Annotated in this window: 14 protein-coding genes; 8 read left to right on the forward strand and 6 right to left on the reverse strand. The window is 68.6% G+C overall.

Annotated elements, in window-relative coordinates; translation table 11 throughout:
- Positions 1 to 120: 120 nt before the first annotated feature.
- Entirely contained in the window at positions 121 to 315 is a 195-nt protein-coding gene (locus FKO37_RS11050; protein ID WP_037715467.1) for a hypothetical protein, read from the forward strand.
- Between the two features lie 1,065 nt (positions 316 to 1,380).
- Positions 1,381 to 1,836 (forward strand): hypothetical protein, encoded by a 456-nt coding sequence (locus tag FKO37_RS11055; RefSeq protein ID WP_205670308.1) that lies wholly within the window; start codon positions 1,381 to 1,383, stop codon positions 1,834 to 1,836.
- Positions 1,837 to 1,846: 10 nt separating this feature from the next.
- Here FKO37_RS11055 and FKO37_RS11060 read toward each other — a convergent pair whose 3' ends face one another.
- A complete protein-coding gene (locus FKO37_RS11060; RefSeq protein ID WP_134669818.1) occupies positions 1,847 to 2,899 on the reverse strand; it encodes a reverse transcriptase family protein in 1,053 nt (350 codons plus the stop codon).
- Between the two features lie 250 nt (positions 2,900 to 3,149).
- Between FKO37_RS11060 and FKO37_RS11065 the strand changes: the two genes are divergently transcribed.
- Both FKO37_RS11065 and FKO37_RS11070 read left to right on the forward strand, forming a co-directional pair.
- Complete coding sequence (locus FKO37_RS11065; protein WP_235146747.1) at positions 3,150 to 3,593, forward strand: MarR family winged helix-turn-helix transcriptional regulator; 444 nt, start codon at positions 3,150 to 3,152, stop codon at positions 3,591 to 3,593.
- Positions 3,594 to 3,643: 50 nt separating this feature from the next.
- On the forward strand, positions 3,644 to 5,188 hold the full coding sequence (locus FKO37_RS11070; RefSeq protein WP_134669820.1) for a chloride channel protein: 1,545 nt from the start codon (positions 3,644 to 3,646) through the stop codon (positions 5,186 to 5,188).
- Here the strand turns inward: FKO37_RS11070 and FKO37_RS11075 are convergent.
- Positions 5,178 to 6,506 carry a class I adenylate-forming enzyme family protein gene (locus tag FKO37_RS11075; protein WP_238608254.1) on the reverse strand — a complete coding sequence of 443 codons (1,329 nt, stop codon included), beginning with the start codon at positions 6,504 to 6,506 and terminating at the stop codon, positions 5,178 to 5,180. The genes FKO37_RS11070 and FKO37_RS11075 overlap by 11 nt on opposite strands.
- Before the next feature lie 58 nt (positions 6,507 to 6,564).
- Between FKO37_RS11075 and FKO37_RS11080 the strand changes: the two genes are divergently transcribed.
- From FKO37_RS11080 to FKO37_RS11095, 4 genes are all read left to right on the forward strand, one after another.
- The gene (locus FKO37_RS11080; protein ID WP_037817049.1) at positions 6,565 to 7,473 is read left to right on the forward strand and encodes an ABC transporter permease; all 909 of its coding nucleotides are present in this window, start codon (positions 6,565 to 6,567) and stop codon (positions 7,471 to 7,473) included.
- Between the two features lie 642 nt (positions 7,474 to 8,115).
- Positions 8,116 to 9,195 carry a glycoside hydrolase family 3 N-terminal domain-containing protein gene (locus tag FKO37_RS11085; RefSeq protein WP_134728161.1) on the forward strand — a complete coding sequence of 360 codons (1,080 nt, stop codon included), beginning with the start codon at positions 8,116 to 8,118 and terminating at the stop codon, positions 9,193 to 9,195.
- 1,004 nt (positions 9,196 to 10,199) lie between these two features.
- Complete coding sequence (locus tag FKO37_RS11090) at positions 10,200 to 10,709, forward strand: isochorismatase family protein (protein ID WP_238604395.1); 510 nt, start codon at positions 10,200 to 10,202, stop codon at positions 10,707 to 10,709.
- Between the two features lie 129 nt (positions 10,710 to 10,838).
- Positions 10,839 to 11,738: a hypothetical protein gene (locus FKO37_RS11095; protein ID WP_238604396.1), complete on the forward strand. Its 900-nt coding sequence runs from the start codon at positions 10,839 to 10,841 to the stop codon at positions 11,736 to 11,738.
- Here FKO37_RS11095 and FKO37_RS11100 read toward each other — a convergent pair.
- The 4 genes from FKO37_RS11100 to FKO37_RS11115 form a co-directional block, all read right to left on the reverse strand.
- Positions 11,692 to 12,549, reverse strand: a complete 858-nt coding sequence (locus tag FKO37_RS11100) for a LysR family transcriptional regulator (RefSeq protein WP_238604397.1) — start codon at positions 12,547 to 12,549, stop codon at positions 11,692 to 11,694. The genes FKO37_RS11095 and FKO37_RS11100 overlap by 47 nt on opposite strands.
- Before the next feature lie 568 nt (positions 12,550 to 13,117).
- The gene (locus FKO37_RS11105; RefSeq protein ID WP_238604398.1) at positions 13,118 to 13,870 is read right to left on the reverse strand and encodes an SDR family NAD(P)-dependent oxidoreductase; all 753 of its coding nucleotides are present in this window, start codon (positions 13,868 to 13,870) and stop codon (positions 13,118 to 13,120) included.
- A 60-nt stretch (positions 13,871 to 13,930) separates the two neighbouring features.
- Positions 13,931 to 14,215, reverse strand: coding sequence for a hypothetical protein (locus FKO37_RS11110; RefSeq protein ID WP_037817040.1), 285 nt, complete (start codon positions 14,213 to 14,215; stop codon positions 13,931 to 13,933).
- A 201-nt stretch (positions 14,216 to 14,416) separates the two neighbouring features.
- Complete coding sequence (locus FKO37_RS11115; RefSeq protein WP_134728165.1) at positions 14,417 to 15,658, reverse strand: CdaR family transcriptional regulator; 1,242 nt, start codon at positions 15,656 to 15,658, stop codon at positions 14,417 to 14,419.
- Between the last annotated feature and the right edge of the window lie 121 nt (positions 15,659 to 15,779).

Here is a 15,779-nt window from a genome sequence, read left to right on the forward strand (position 1 = left end):
TTCTGGCCTGACTGGCTGACGTGACCGGAGTCATCGGAACATCCGGTGCGGGTCGGCCGTTGAAGGGGTGTGCAGGGAGCGCGGACAACCCGCGCCCACGCCGATCGGGGAGGAGCCACCATGCGAGACCTGACCACCGGATTGCACCCGGCGCCAGACCTCGTGGACGACACGGACGCGGCCCGGCAGGAGGAACGCCGCCGCAAGGCAGCGCTGGCCGTCGCGTCGCGGGCCAAGGACGCGCAGGAATGCGCCCTGCTGCTGGACATGCTGGGGCTGCACGCCCCCGGCGGCAGCCGCACCGAGGTCGCCTGAGGCGCTCCGGTTCCGCCGGGTTGTCCCGAGGTTCCGGGGGAAGACGCCGCTGCCGGTGCGGGCCGGTTGCGGGATGGTTTGATGCGCCAGCCTGGCCCTGGGGAGGGCCGGGCTGGCTGCGGCCGGGTTGTGAGGGGCTGGACGGCCCGGCGTTCGATGCGGGGGTTTCGACACTGGCGGGTGGGGTAACCCCGCCGGGAGTTCGGTCAGCGACGGGCTGACCGGGCGGTTGAGTGTGCCTGGCGACCTTGCGGGGCTGCAGCTTGGCTGAACGAACCTCGGTGCCCGGTGCCCGGTGCCCGGTGCCCGGTGCCCGGTGCCCGGTGCCCGGTGCCCGGTGGGGGTCGCGTCCTTGCCCGAGCAACTCAGTTCTCCGCGGGATCTGGCGGGGGTTGGATCGTGCCTGAGCAAACTCAGGCTTGGCACCGCAAACTTCTTCACGTTGCCAAGCCGCCAATTGCCCCGCCCTAGATTCCCCCGCTCCGCGTGCCGTCCGGCCGCCGTGTGCCGAGCTCCTTCCGCGCGCAAGCCTTCCCTCCCAACGCTTCATCGCTCGCCTGAGAGCAGCCCACCCCGATCCTGCGCCCCCGACTGCGCCAAACGGGTGAAATCGAGCCCGTAAATCAAACCCGAAAACCACGCCGCCCAAGGCAGCCAAGACGCGAACCGCCCGGAGGCCCGCTCCGCTTGCAGGCAACAAGCCCTTGCTGTGAAAGCGTTTCGCAACTACCGCCCCCGCTCGCACACGGGTGTCCACTAAGGCCGGTCGTCCAAAGAATGCGGATTCCGCAGCAACCGACCCCATCTGCACCGGCAACCCAACCCAGGCGGCGAGTCCGATGCGGAAACCGGCCCGCTTCCCGAACTCCCGTCAACCACCCAGAGTCGCCCGATTCCTGAGGCGCAACAAGGATTCCCGGACTTGCGCGGTCGGGTACTGTCGATGCCCCTGGGTGATATTTTGCTCCGAACGGCTGAGTGTCGCCGACGTATCTGTCACCCTGGTGGAGCATCCTGTACCGGGAAGCGGCCTGGGTCGGGACCGGGCGCAGGGGAGGAAACGCTGTGCAGAACCTGTGGGAAGACGAATATCTCATTCGGCAGCAGCGAGCTCTGGCGGAAATGGTGCGCCTGGGGCGGCGGAAGCGCAGTTTTCAGCTGGCGGAACATCTGGCGGCGGAGGGCGGGGTGCATCGGTCGGACGTCCTGGCCGTGACGGCGCTTTTCCTTGCCTGCCAGGCGGTTCGGCGGGGTGACGCGGCGGCCGTGCAAAGGTTTTCGAGCGCGTTTCGCAGTTGTGAGCGAAGCAGCATGGATCTTGCTCGGCAGCTCATGCGTTTGGAAGCGGGCCGGGAACAGGGATGGCTTCCCCGGGTGCATTATGACGAGCTTTTTTCCTACGCTTGGCGAGAAAACCGGCCCGACATTCTGGTCAAAGCCTCGATGATTCAGCCGCGGGATGTTCCGGCGGCCGGATGGTGGGCCGAGATGGAGCGGAATCTCAGCCTGTTATCGGTCTGAACCGGCGTGTTCACGACCAGTCGATCCGGTCGAACAGGCCGCGCAATTTCGTGCCGCGGGTCGCGTTCGTGGCGCTGATCCACGCGATCCGGCCCAGCAGGTGCGCGCGGAAGTCCGGGTGCTCCGCGCGGTTCTGCGGCGCCGGGCCGGTGCGGGCGCAGTTGTGCAGCACGGCCCGCAACTCGTCGTACTCGGCGCGGGCGACAGCCGGCGCGGCGTTCACCACCAACCCGGCGACGCGCTGCTGCCGGTAAGCCGGTTTCACTGACGTCTTATCGTCACGCAGGCGGAAGCCTTCGTCGGTCACGATCCGCCGGACGCCCGGCAGCAGCCGGTGCAGCGGCAGGCTCGCGTCGCCGGAGAAGGCCAGATCGTCGGCGTAGCGGGTGTAGTTCGCGCCCAGCACGGCGGCGAGGCCGGAAAGCCGGCGATCCAGGTGATGGGTGACCGCGTTGGCGACCGAGGGCGACGACGGTGCGCCTTGCGGGAGATGTGTGCCGGCGAGATGGCCCAGCATGGCCGATCGGGCGGGCGCGGAGCGCAGGACGTCGACCGGCGTGCGCGTCGTAAGGATCCCGGCGATGGCGGCCGCGACGGCAGGCGGGTAACCGGCCAGGTCGAGCAGCGACCGCACCCGCGTGGCGGTCACGGTCGGGAAGAAGCCGGCCAGATCCAGCCGCACCACCATGTCCTGTCCGGCGTGCGGACGGGCGCAGGTGTGGATCGAGCGGCCGCGGCGGAAACCGTGCGCGGCCTCGTGGACCGGCAGCGCGTCGAGGACGTGCCTGCGGACCCGGCGCTGCACCTCGGCCAGCCGGGGTTTCGGCTGCTCGATGAGCCGCGCGCCGCCGGTGGACGTGGGGATCCAGCGGTAGCGGTAGTGCCGCAGCACCGGCCTGGACCGCCGGTGCCAGCCGCGTTCGTCGGCGAACCAGGACAGTTCGCCCGGCGTGAGGTCGAGGGCGGCGGCGCATTCGTCGAACGTGGTCCACCGGGCGACCGGCCATCGCCACACCGGCATCGGTTCGAGCAGCGACGCGGAGGCGACTCGTTCTCCGTTCATCCGCGCTGTCTCGCACGCGGAGCGTGCCGCCGCTGCGCGGGGCGCTGTGGGTACGTGTCGTGCTGCTCCCCGGGGTTGCCCCGGAGTGGGTGGTGCTCCACCGGCTCACCTCCGCGTCGCCGAACCCCACCCTAGCCAAGATCACCGACAAAACCGGCGCCCGGGGAGGAACCCCTGGTGACCGAACACACCCTTGACCTGAAGCCTTGTCTATAGCAACTTTTGCACTATGCAAGGTTTGTCGGATGACGTGGCCGATCTCGAGCGGCTGACTCGCGTGCTCGTGGCCGTGGCCTGGGACAGCGCGCACGCCGCCCCGCGTGGCGTGACCTTCCCGCAGGTGCGATTGCTGGTGGTGCTCGACAGCCTGGGACGCGTGCCGTGTTCCCGGCTCGCCGAGGCGATGGGCGTGAACGCGTCGTCGGTCACCCGGCTGGCCGACAAGCTCGAGGCGCACGGGTACGTCGTGCGCGGCGAGGACGAGCACCGTCGCACGGTGGTGACCATGGAGGTCACCGCTGCCGGGCGTGAGGTCGTCGCCGGAGTTGTCGGCCGACGCCAGCGCGCGCTGTCCGAGCTGCTGACGGAAATCCCGGCCGCGCGGAACGAAGCGGTCTCGACCGCGGTCCGCGACCTGGTCCTGGCGGCGGAATCGGCACCGGGCGTGCCCACAGCGGGACCGGGCCGGCTGTGAAGGTTCCAGCGCGGGCCGCGCACCTCGGCGACTTCGCAGTCAATCCTCGAATGCTGTTGATCACCGCGATCGCGCTGCCGGTGGGCGGCGCGGCGGCGGTGGCGGCGTTCGCCCTGCTCAAGCTCATCGGCTTGATCACCAACCTGGTCTTCTACCAACGCGTCGCCACGGATCTCGTCGCGCCGGGCGCGCAGCACCACCCGTGGTGGCTCGTGCTGCTAGCCCCGGTCGTCGGCGGGCTCGTGATCGGCTTGATGGCGCGCTACGGCTCGGAGAAGATCCGCGGGCACGGCATGCCGGAGGCGATCGAGGCGATCCTCACCGGAGGCAGCCGGGTGGCCCCGCGCGTCGCGGTGCTGAAGCCGGTGTCGGCGGCGGTCAGCATCGGCACCGGTGGTCCGTTCGGGGCCGAGGGGCCGATCATCATGACCGGCGGCGCGGTCGGTTCGATCCTCGCGCAGCTGCTGAAGCTGTCCGCGGACGAACGCAAGACGCTGCTGGTCGCCGGTGCCGCGGGCGGGATGGCGGCGACGTTCAACGCGCCGCTCGCGTCCGTCCTGCTGGCGGTGGAGTTGCTGCTCTTCGAGTGGCGGCCGCGCAGTCTGGTTCCGGTGGCTGCCGCGGTGTGCGTCGCGACGGTGTGCCGCGGGTTCCTGCTCGGGACCGGACCGGTCTTCGGGGTCCCGTTCACCGGGGCCAACCCCGGCCCGGCCGCCGACGGTCTCGCGCTCGTCCCCGGCCTGACCGGCGGGTTGCTGGCGATCGGCGCGACCGCGCTCGTCTACTTCGCCGAGGATCTCTTCGGGCGGCTGCCCGTGCACTGGATGTGGTGGCCCGCGATCGGCGGCCTGGTGATCGGCATCGGCGGCCTGATCGAACCGCACGCGCTCGGCGTCGGCTACGACGTGATCGACACGCTGCTCACCGGGCACGCGACCGCGTCGCTGATCGTCGGGATCCTGGTCGTGAAAACGCTGATCTGGGCGCTTTCCCTGGGATCAGGGACTTCCGGCGGCGTGCTGGCTCCGGTGTTCATGATCGGCGCCGCGCTGGGCGCCGCGGAAGGCGGCTTGCTGCCGCATGTCGCGCCCGGGTTCTGGGCGACGTGCGGGCTGGCCGCGGTCGTCGGCGGCGTGATGCGGTCGCCGTTCACCGGCATTGTGTTCACTTTGGAGCTGACCCACGCGTGGAGCTATCTGCTGCCGCTCGTCGTCGCGTCGTTCTCGGCGTATGCACTTTCGGTGTTGCTGCTCAAGCGTTCTGTGCTCACGGAGAAAATCGCGCGGCGTCGGTTGCACCTCACTCGCGAGTACACGACTGATCCACTTGAGACGTTCTTCGTGCATGAAGTGATGACGCACCAACCGGACGTGCAGATGTCGGCTGATGTCGTCGTGTTCGGGGACGACACTCTGCGCGATGTCGCGAACGAGCTGGCGCTCGGGCACACGACGCAGGCGCTGGTGGTCGACCGGCACGATCCGTCGCGGGTACTCGGCAAGGTGACGTTGGCGCAGCTGCTGCATGCCCGGCGACGGGACCTGCACGAGGAACATCACCGGGAACGGTTGCTGGGCCGGTCGGTCAGCGCTTGAGCCGCTGTTTGTCCACTTTGCCCACTGGGGTCAGCGGCAGCTCGCCGCTGAACTCCACAGTGGACGGTACGAAGTGCTCGCCGCCGAGTTCGGCGCGGACCTGGTCGCGCAGTTCGTCAACGGTCGTGTTTTCGGCGACCACCACGGCGTGCAGCAGGGTTCCGTCCGGGCCCGGTGCGGGGACGACCGCGGCGGCTTTCACCTTGGGGTGGCTGAGAAGTGCGTGCTCCACTGTGGTCGAGGAGACCTTCGTGCCGTGCTCGCCGGTGACGATGACGTCGTCGATCCGGTCCTCGAGGTAGAGGTAGCCGTCCTCGTCGAAGCGGCCGAGGTCGCCGGTGCGCAGCCAGCCGTCGCCGATCGGCGGCTGTCCGTGGTAGCCGTCCATCATGGACAGTCCGCGGACGAGCACTTCACCGTCCTCGATCCGGGCCTCCATTCCGGGCACGATGCGGCCGACGGAACCGAGGAGTTTCGGCCGGGCAAGGACTTCGTCCGCGGAGATGCTGGCGATCATCGGCGCTTCGGTGAGCCCGTAGCCCTGTCCGACGACCGGACCGAACACCTTGAGCGCCTCGGCCAACCGGCTCGGCGGCAGCGGTGCAGCACCGAGGGAAAGCTGCTGCACGCTGGATACGTCCGTAGTGGACAGCTGTGGATGGTCGAGTACGGCGGCGAGGCGGGGCGGGGTAAGGGAAAGCGTCGTGATCCGATGACGCTCCACATCGGAAAGAAGCTTCTCGGCGTTGAACTCCCGGTGCAGTACCACGGTGTTGCCGCAGCAGAGCGCGCCCAGAACGGCCGTGTTGCCGGTCATGTGCGTGAGCGGAGCGGTGACGAGCGCGGTTTTGGTGCCGTCCGGTTGGAAGATGTGGGCCACGCCATCGTAGATGCCGCTGTGCCGGATCAGTTTCGGTGTGCCGGTAGTGCCGCCGCTGGGGAAAATCGCCGTGACGCTATTGGGCAAAGTGTCCGGAATAGACGGTTGTGCCGCGGCGAGTGTGTCGAGTTCGACATCGGCGAGCAAGGTCGCTCCGGTCGCCGCGAGCGCCGCAGCCCGCGCCGGACGGCTCGCGGACGCCGCGATCAGCACGACTTCCAGCCCTCGCAGCTGCGCGGCAAGCTGGGTGAGCACCACTTCCGGCCGGTTGGCGGCGTCGATCGCCACCATGCCGCGTACCTCGGCAAGTCCGCTGTACAGCCGCGACAGCAGGTCTGCCGCCGCCTGGTACGTCATGGTGGTGTCGTCGTGGTGGAACAGCACAGTGTCGCCGCCGTCACGAAGTGCGGAAAGGACGCGGGACAGGAAAAAGCTCACCCGGCACACCGTAGTCGCGTGTTGGCCGAGAACGGCGATCGCGGCTAGGTTCGTCGTCATGACCGCTCCGCCCGCGATCGACGCGGACCCGAGAAGCTGGCGTCGAGCCTTCGCTGATCTGCAGGCCGGGTTGCGTGCCCGGGAACTGTGGGCGTTGCTCGCGTGGCAGGACATCAAGCAGCGCTACCGGCGTTCGTCGCTGGGGCCGTTGTGGATCACCGTCGGGATGGCAGTCACCGCGCTCGCGCTGGGCGTGGTGAACTCCGCGTTGTTCGGCACGTCCATCTCGACCCTGCTGCCGAGCATCACCACCGGGCTCATCCTGTGGAACTTCATGAACGGCTGCATCGTTGAAGGCTCGGAAACGTTCATCGCGAACGAAGGGATGATCAAGCAGCTGCCGGCTCCGGTGTCGGTGTACGCGCTGCGCACGGTGTGGCGGCAGGCGTTGTATCTGGCGCACAACCTCGTCGTGTATGTAATGGTGCTGGCGATCTTCTTCGGCAAGCTTTCGCACCCGTATCGTTTGGTGGACAAGGGATACGCGCTGCTGCATCCCGGACTCGGCTGGGGAATGCTGCTCGCCGTGCCCGCACTGGCCCTGGTCGTGCTGAACGGTGCGTGGGTGGTGCTGCTGTTCGGCGTGGTGTCGACGAGGTTCCGCGACATCCCGCCTGTGATCCAGAGCTTCATCACGATGCTCTTCTACGCCACGCCGATCATGTGGTCGATGGACCAGGTCCGGGCGATGAACCAGACCTCGCACGAAGGATTCGGGTCGCTCGCGGTGAATTTGCTGCAGCTCAACCCGGTTTACCACTTCGTCGAGATCGTGCGCGCGCCGCTGGTCGGGCAGCAGCAAAGCTGGACGCACTGGCTGGTCGCCGGTGTGGTGACTGTGGTCGGTTGGTCGTTGGCGATGCTGGTTCTGCGCAATTACCGGGCTCGGGTGGCTTACTGGGTTTGATTGTCCATTGAGGACTGTCAGTGTGGTTCGTTGCGAGGAACGGCCAGGTGCCGGTACTGCTGGCGTCCGCGGGTGCGGGCAGCAGCGAGCCGTTGCACTGTCGCCGGGAGCCGGGAGCCGGGAGCCGGGAGCCGGGAGCCGGGAGCCGGGAGCCGGGAGCCGGGAGCCGGGACGCCCAGCTTCGCTCGGTCCTGGCCAGGCGGGCATGCGAACGACCCGCCGCGCACCCAAGCCCGCCGACTGTCGCTTTGTCCAGGCTCGCCATCTGCCGCTTTGTCGGAGTTCGCCGACTGTCGTTTTGCGCGAGCCCGTCATCTGTCGCTTTGTCGGAGCCCGCCGACTGCCGCTTTGCCCGAGCCCGTCATCTATCGCTTTGCCGGAGCCCGCCAACTATCGCTCTGCCCGAGCTCACCAGCTATCGCTTTGTCTGAGTTCGCCGACTGTCGCTCTGCCGGAGCCCGCCAGCTGTCGCTCTGTCCAAGCTCACCAGCTATCGCGTTGCCCGAGCCCGCCTCCTATCGTATTGCCCGCCATCCTTCCGCCTCACCGCGAACTCGTTCGCCGCGCTAACCCCCATCGGCAGCTGAGCACGCCCGCCCGCCGGGGGTTAGCGTTGTCCTAGGGCTCGCGAACGGAGGTCGCATGAAGCGTCGGAAGGCATTGCTGGCTATGGCCGTGACGGTGCTCGCGATGAGCACGGTCGCCGCCACTCCCTCTGGACTCACGCCGCGGCAACTGGCCGGGCAGCGGGTGATCTACTCCTATCCTGGTCTGACGCCGCCAGCCTCGTTGCTGCAACGAATCCGCGCCGGCGAGGCAGCGGGCGTGATCTTCTTCGGCGAAAACATCTCAAGCTCCCAGCAGATTACCAACGTGGTACGACAATTCCGGGACGCGAACGCGCAAAGCCCGGTGCACCGTCCGTTGCTGCTGATGACCGATCAGGAAGGCGGCAAGGTCCGTCGGCTGCCCGGCGAACCCGTGCTGTCGGAGAAGCAGGTAGCCCAGTCCGCGGATCCGTCTGCCGCAGCCAAAGCCGCGGGTACTGGTGCGGGCCAGAACCTCGCCGGGGTAGGTATGAACGTCAACCTCGCGCCGGTTCTGGATGTCTACCGCCAACCGGGGAATTTCATCGACAAATACGGCCGCTCTTACAGCCAGGACCCTCAGGTGGCCGGCGCACTGGGCCGGGATTTCGTTACGGCACAGCAGTCGACAGGCGTCGCCGCGACGGCCAAGCACTTCCCCGGCCTGGGCGCAGTCCCCGCCGGAAGCAACACGGACGTCGGCCCGGTGACGCTGAACGTGCCCCTGTCCGAACTGCGTGCCAAGGACGAGGCTCCCTACCACCCAGTCGTCGACGCTGGCGTGAAGCTCGTGATGCTCTCGTGGGCTGCGTACCCAGCTCTGGACGCCTCCCGCCCCGCCGGACTCTCGCCGACGGCCGTGCAGGAACTCCGAACCAAGACAAACTTCGCCGGGGTGACCGTGACGGATGCCTTGGAAGCTGGCGCACTGAAGTCCTATGGCGGACCGGGAAACCGCGCCGTGCTGGCAGCGAAGGCGGGGATGGACCTGATCCTGGCCTCGGCCCGAGACGTGAGCCAGGGGGACGATGCCGCTTCCGCGCTGGCTGCCGGGTTGTCAGACGGATCCCTGCCGAGCGCAGATTTCACTGCGGCGGTGGATCGGGTTTCGGCGCTTCGGGATGGGGTGAAGTGAGTCGGCCGCGGGTGGATGTCGCGGGGCGCGGTGAAGCCGTGCGCCAGATCTTCGGCACCACCCCGTAGCCGATCGCCGCGGTCTGCACGACCGTGCCGAGGACGTAGAACCCGGGCGCGCCGTTGCTGAACACGCCCTCCGATGAGATTTTTGGGCGGAGGCCTCGGCGCCGCTGCGAGTTCAGGCGCTCAGCGTCACGAGTCGCGTGTTTTCCATTCCAGCCGACATCCTTGTTGCGTGACGGGTCGCTCTCGATGCCAAACTCCGCGAGAGTTGCTGCCCGACGAGGTTCTTCGCACCCGGAGCGTTGCCTCCTCACGGCCCGTCCGTGTGCTTCGCTGCGAAGCCCGCCGTTATGCGGCAGCTGTTAGCGGAAGCCTCGTTGTTATGCGGCGCTGTTAGCGTCGGTAACGCAGGACCCGTCCGGCACTCCGCGATTATCCAGCAAACAACCCCCGTTCCGGTGACACCCGGCGGTGTGGACATCGCGCTGTCCTCAGGCTGAACGGGCACCCTTGCGTGCGACCCACCCACGACGGGAGGACGAATGCAAGCTTGGTGGCTCCTGGTGGCCGTCGCCGCGGTGTTCGTGGTGCTGGCCGTAGTTTTCCTGCGCCGCGCCGCCCGGCGTCGCTCTGCCGTTCCGCCGCCGAATGCTCCGCGAACCTCCTCGCCAGACGACTCGACGCGCCGCTGGGTCTCGCCGTCGGACGACGTCCCCCGCCGCGCCCGCCACCGATTGGACGAGGCGCACCCCCTGGCGCGCTACCCAGTCGCCCGGCAACGCCCGATGCGGCATCCACGACCGTCGCCCCAGCAGGAATCCGCCCGGGAACGGCGAGACTCGTAGCGCGCACGAATCCGGGGCCAGCTTGACGATGCCGAGGAGCCGCCCTCCAGATCCCTGTGCCGTCGGACCACTGCGAAAGCCTCGTCCTGTGTTCATCCTTGTGGGCGAACGCCGAGGCCCCGTTTTTGTCGGTGCCCGCTGAGATGCTTCCGGCATGGTTCCCGCGCTGCTTCTCATCGACGTCCAGAACAACATGCTTCTCCCTCCCACCCCCGTACCCGATGCCGACCGAATCGTCGCCGCGATCACGCAGGTCCTGGAACGGGCGCGGGCCGCGGGCGCGCAGGTGGTGCACATCCGGAACAACGGCACCGGCGACGATCCCGACGTGCCTGGGACCTCCGGCTGGGAACTAGTGCACGAGGTCCGCCCCGGCGAGCACGTAGTCGACAAACAGACACCCGACTCCTTCGCTGACACACAGTTGGGCTCCCTGCTGCCGGAGTCGACCCCGCTGGTCGTGGTCGGAATGCAGAGCGACTTCTGCGTCCGAGCCACCGCCTTGGCCGCCCTCAACCGAGGTCATGAAGTCACGCTGGTCCAGGATGCCCACGCCACGTACGACGACGAACTCTCCGCCGCCGAGGAGAGCGCCCGCGTGAACGAGGAACTGTCCACGGCAGGCGTGAAGCTGGTCGGAAGCGAGGAGGTGGTCTTTGCCTGACCCGGGTGCCGTCGAGCCGACGGCGACTGTCACGTCGATCAGCCTCCGAGCGGGCGATCGATTTCATCGCTGAATCGCAGCGAAAACAGGTGTTGGACTGGGAGGTCGACACACGCCAATACTCAGCGCATGACGTCTGTGCCTGACGATCCCGCCGAGAACTCCGGCCGAAACGACGACCGGCACCTCGACGGCGACGTGTCGACGGACCGGTCCGCCGACACCGAAACCGGCCTAACCGGTGGGGGAGACGTGGACGTCCGCGGGATCGCACCGGACGACGCTGCCCTCGGCGCGAGAGACGAGCGTAGGTGCGCACCTGAGGACGCCACCCTCGCGGCGGCGGGCGATTGCGTGGCGGCCAGCATCAATGAGGTGGCGCGCGACGAGTCTGCAGTCGGTGTCGGCCCGGTGACGAGCCCCGAGTCCAGGGCTCACCTCGAGTCGGTGGCTGGTGCCGGGCTCGCGGCCGAGGTTGGGTCGGTGGCTGGCGCCGGGTCTGCAGTCGAGATTGAGTCGGCGGCTAGAGCCGGGCTCAGGGCCGAGATCGAATCGGCGGCTGGCCTCGAGCCTGCGGCCGGTGCCGAATCGGTAGCTAGCGCCGGGCTTGCAGCCGACGTCGAATTGGTGGCTAGTGCCGAGCCTGCGTCCGACGGCGACTTGGTGGCCAACGTCGACCCGTCGGCTTGCGGTGAGCCGGTGGCGAGCGACCGCCGGGTGCCCAGCGCCAATCCGATGGTCGGCGTCGAGGCGGCGGTTAGCGCCGGGTCTGCGACTGACGTCGGCTCGGCGGCCAGCATCAACCTGGCAGTCGAGGTCGAGCAGGTCGACGGAGCTACTCGGGATGTTGTCCGGTTGCTGCGGCGGTTTGGCGGGAGGGCGTTCGCGTTGGCGTTCGTTGCCGGGATTACCGGGTTGACGACCGTTGCGCTGGTGTTGGGGCTGGTGGGGTTCGCGTTGGTGCTCGCGCCGGTGCGCGGGGTCAGGCGAGGAGGTGGGCCAGCAGCGCACGTGCCGCCGGGTTGGTGAGGTTTGCCGAGCGGCCGGTCAGGTAGATCGTGCGGGACAGCGTCGGCTGGGTGAGGTGGGCGAACGGCAGTCCGGATCGGGCGGCGACCTGCTCTGGGACCACGGTGACGCCTAGGCCTGCCGCGACCAGGTCGATCAGCAGGGGGACGTTTGTCGCCTCGCAGACCTGATCGCGGCGGACACCGGCCTCGGTGAAGGCTCGGTCGACCAGGGCTTGCAGGCCGCTGCCGGTGAAATCTACGAAAGGTTCGCCGTCCAGCTCCGCGAGCCGGACTCGGCGGCGCGGCGACAGGCGGTGTCCGGGGTGGGTGAGCAGGACTAGGTTCTGCTGCCAGCAGGCGAATTCGGCCAGCTCCTCCGGCAGCGGACCGCCCACATAGGACAGATCCAGTTCGCCGTCGGACACCGCGGCGGTCAGTCCGGGGATGGTGCCTTCCCGGACACGCAGCCGGATTCCCGGGTAGCGGGCGCGGAATTCGCCCAGCTTCGCGGGCAGGTCGATGACGGTCAGGGTCTGGATGGTCCCGATCGACACCCGGCCGCGCGCAAGGCCGGTCACGGCGGCTACCTCGCCTCGGGCGGAGTCGACGTCCGCGGCGATTTGGTGCGCAAGCGGCAGCAGCGCCTCGCCCGCGGGGGTGAGGGTGACCCGGCGCGTGGTGCGGTCGAACAGTTCCGCGCCGAGGTCGGCTTCCAGCTTCCGGATGGACGCGCTGAGCGCGGACTGCACGACGTGCACGTCCTGGGCGGCGCGGGTGAAGTTGCCGTGCCGGACTACCGCCAGGAAGTGTTCGACCTGCCTCAGTTCCACCGGCTTCGCCTCCGTCTCGCCACCCCGGGGGTGGTCCGGTGAACGTACCGCGCGGGCCGGTCGGTGACGGTCGGTTGAGGCAGAGGCGGGGATCACGGCAGCGGATGTCGATGGCGGACAGGGGTGGTGCGAAGGGCTCGGCTGGAGGAACTGGCGCGAGGCGGAGGAAGGGCGGGAGGCGTTGCGGGAGGCGGATGACCGGCGCGAGGCGGAGTAGCAGCGGGAGGAGTTGGCGTGAGGCGGAGGGGCAGCGGGAGGAGTTGGCGTGAGGCGGAGGGGCAGCGGGAGGAGGCTGGTGTCGGAGGGGCGAGGCCAGCGGTGACCTGTGGGCGAATCGGGGGCGCTCCGGACCGGGGGCGATCGGCCGCTGGGATTGGCGCGATGCGGACGATTGGAAGGTCCTGAGCGCCGGTTGGGCGAGGGGCAAGCGGTGGTCAAAGGGCGGGCCGGGGAAGCCCAGGCCGAGCGGGAGTCGGTGCGAGACAGCAGCTAGGCGGCGGCACGATGTCACCTTCACGGCGCTGGGACTCCCGCCGCCTCCGCAGGAGCCCCAGCGTCTAAAAACCGCCTACTGGGCCGTGTAACCCCCGTCGGCCAGGATTTCCACTCCGGTTACATACGAGGATTCCGCCGAGGCCAGGAATAGGATCACGTCAGCGACCTCCTGTACCTCCCCAGTCCGTCCCATCGGCACGCCCTCGACCTGCTTCGCTCGCCACACCGGGTCGGTCGAGCCGCGGGACGTTCGCATTGGGGGCAGCAGACCGGGGGCTACCGCGTTGACTCGGATGCCCTCGGCCGCATAGTGGACGGCTGCGGTGGTGGTCATCGACTTGATCGCGCCTTTCGAGGCGGCGTATCCCAGATGCACGCCGACTTGTCCGATGGACGCAGAGATCGAGGTCAGGTTCACGATTGAACCTCCGCCTCGGCCGGACATCGCCGCGGTGCCGTGTTTGATGCCCAGGAACACTCCGCGGGCGTTGACTTGCAGCAGGCGGTCGTAGAAAGCCGTGCTGGTCAGGTCGGGGTCGAAGGTGCCGCTGATGCCGGCGTTGTTGACCAGTACGTCGAGGCGTCCGTGCTGGGCCAGGACGGCGGCGATGGCGGTGGTCCAGGAAGTTTCGTCGGTGACGTCCAGGCGGCGGTATTCGGCCTGGCCGCCGTTGGCGCGGATCTCTTCGGCCACGGCAGCGCCGTCAGCGTCTTCGACGTCGGTGACGACGACCGTCGCGCCTTCGCGGGCGAAGGTCAGGGCTGCTGCCTTGCCCATGCCGCTCGAAGCGCCGGTGATCAGGGCGATCTTGTCCGCCAATCGCATGTGGGGTGCCTTTCGCTGGTGGGTACCCCAGTCTGCCGTCGCGCCGAGGGGCGGGCCGGATCAGGCCAGTTCGGCGGAGACGACCGACGAGAGGGCCCGCAGCGCGTCCAGCAGGGCGTCGAGTGCGTCGGGGCTGACCAGGACGGTGCTGACCATGCTGCTTTCCCGGACTCCCTCGCGGACGTCGACGGACAGCTCGTGGATCAGCTTCCCGTGCTGGGTCAGCGTCGCGACCAAGGCGGGGATCTGGTCGATGCCGCCGACGAAGTACGTCGCGATCCGGCGGCGGACCAGCATCGCCGGGGCGGAGGTGTACGGGGCGGAGGAAAAGGTGCTCAAGGACATGGCGTACTCCGGGAGGAAGTTCTGGCGAGGGAAAGAAGGGCCAGGTCCCGAAGCAAAAACCGCATACCGGCATCGCGCGCCGGCAGCCTGGTTCAGCCGGCGCGCCGGGTTACGAGTCGCTCGGACGTCATGAGGCGCAGCACGGCGACAGGCTAACACGGCGCCGCGCGAAGGCAAAAGAATCCACAATGGACTGACGGCTCAGCCGGGCTCGTTCCACGGCAGCCGCTTGCGCAGCGAAGTGGCCGCACGCAGGGCGACTTCCACTTCCAGCCGATGCTCGGCGAGCGGTCGGCCGCACAGTTCCTCGGCCTTGCGGACGCGATAGTGAACGGTGTTCTTGTGCAGGTGCAGCCGGGCGGCGGCGTGCGTGTAGCTGCCGTCGGTGTCGAGGAAGACTCGCAGCGTCTCGCGCAGTTGCTCGGTGCCGGGATCGTCGGCGACGAGGTCTCCCAGGACGCGCGCGATCCAGCGGTAGACGTCGTCGGACTGTTCGGTGAGCAGGGCGGCGATCGCGACGTCGTCGAACAGCACCACGTTCTGGCTCTGGTCCTCGTCGGTCTCCGCGACCGCCCGTGCCCGGACCGCCTCGCGCAGGGAGCCGCGGAATCCGGCCAGCCCGTAGCCGGGCGCGCCGAGGGCCAGTCGCAGGCCGCCGCCGATGGTTGTCACGCCCGAGTGGAGGCGTTCGACCTCGATGTCGTCACGTTCCGTGCTGACTGTCCAGCTCCACAGTGTGCGGTCGTCGGCCAGCATGGTCAGGGCTGGACCTCGCCCGCACACCTCCTGGAGCAATCGCGCCGCGGCCTGCAGTTCGCCCGCGCCCTCGGCGGGCAGCCACGCGACGGCCGCGCAGTGCCACTGCCGCATCGGGAAGGCGAGCAACTGCTGCGCGGCGTCCTCGGTCAGCGTGTCCGAATCGAGCACCAGACGGATCTGCGCCGCCCGTGCGGCTCCGGTGCGGCTGCTCCAGCGCCGGCGTTCGGTTTCGAAGATGTCGATCAGGCCCTCGATGACCTGGTCGATGTAGCGGTTGGTGCGCCGCGACAGTTCGGCGAGCACCGCGAGCGCCAGCTGGGTGTCGATGTTCGGCTGCCGTTCCAGCGCCTCGATCGCCCACTGCTCGAACCGGTGCTCGCCGAGCCGGTACGCGCGCAGCAGCGCCTCCAGCGACAGCTCGTGCTGGGCGAACCGGCGCGCGTACTCGGCCGCGGCGGGCGGGACGGTGATCCGGTCGAGCGGGATGGAATGCGACAGCATGTCGAGGATCGCGACCAGATTCGCCGAGGTGCTGGCGATCATGAGCTTGCGGACCGTCTCGTCGTGCCGGAATTCCGGGATCATCTCGACGAACCAGTCGGTGAGTTCGGTGGTGCGGGCGGCGAGGTCGGCGTCGATGGCGTGCGCGATCTCGGCCACGACGGCGTCGACGGCGTCGGACATGGCGGTCAGGGTAACCACCGGACCGCCTCAGCGACAGGCGAGCGGCGTCGTTCACCCCCTCGGTGCAGGCGGTTGTGACCCCGGCACAACGACCGGCGGACCCTTCGGTTCTGCGGCCTAT

This window comes from Amycolatopsis sp. Poz14 (genome assembly GCF_006704225.1).
In the GTDB taxonomy this organism is placed as follows: domain Bacteria; phylum Actinomycetota; class Actinomycetes; order Mycobacteriales; family Pseudonocardiaceae; genus Amycolatopsis; species Amycolatopsis nivea.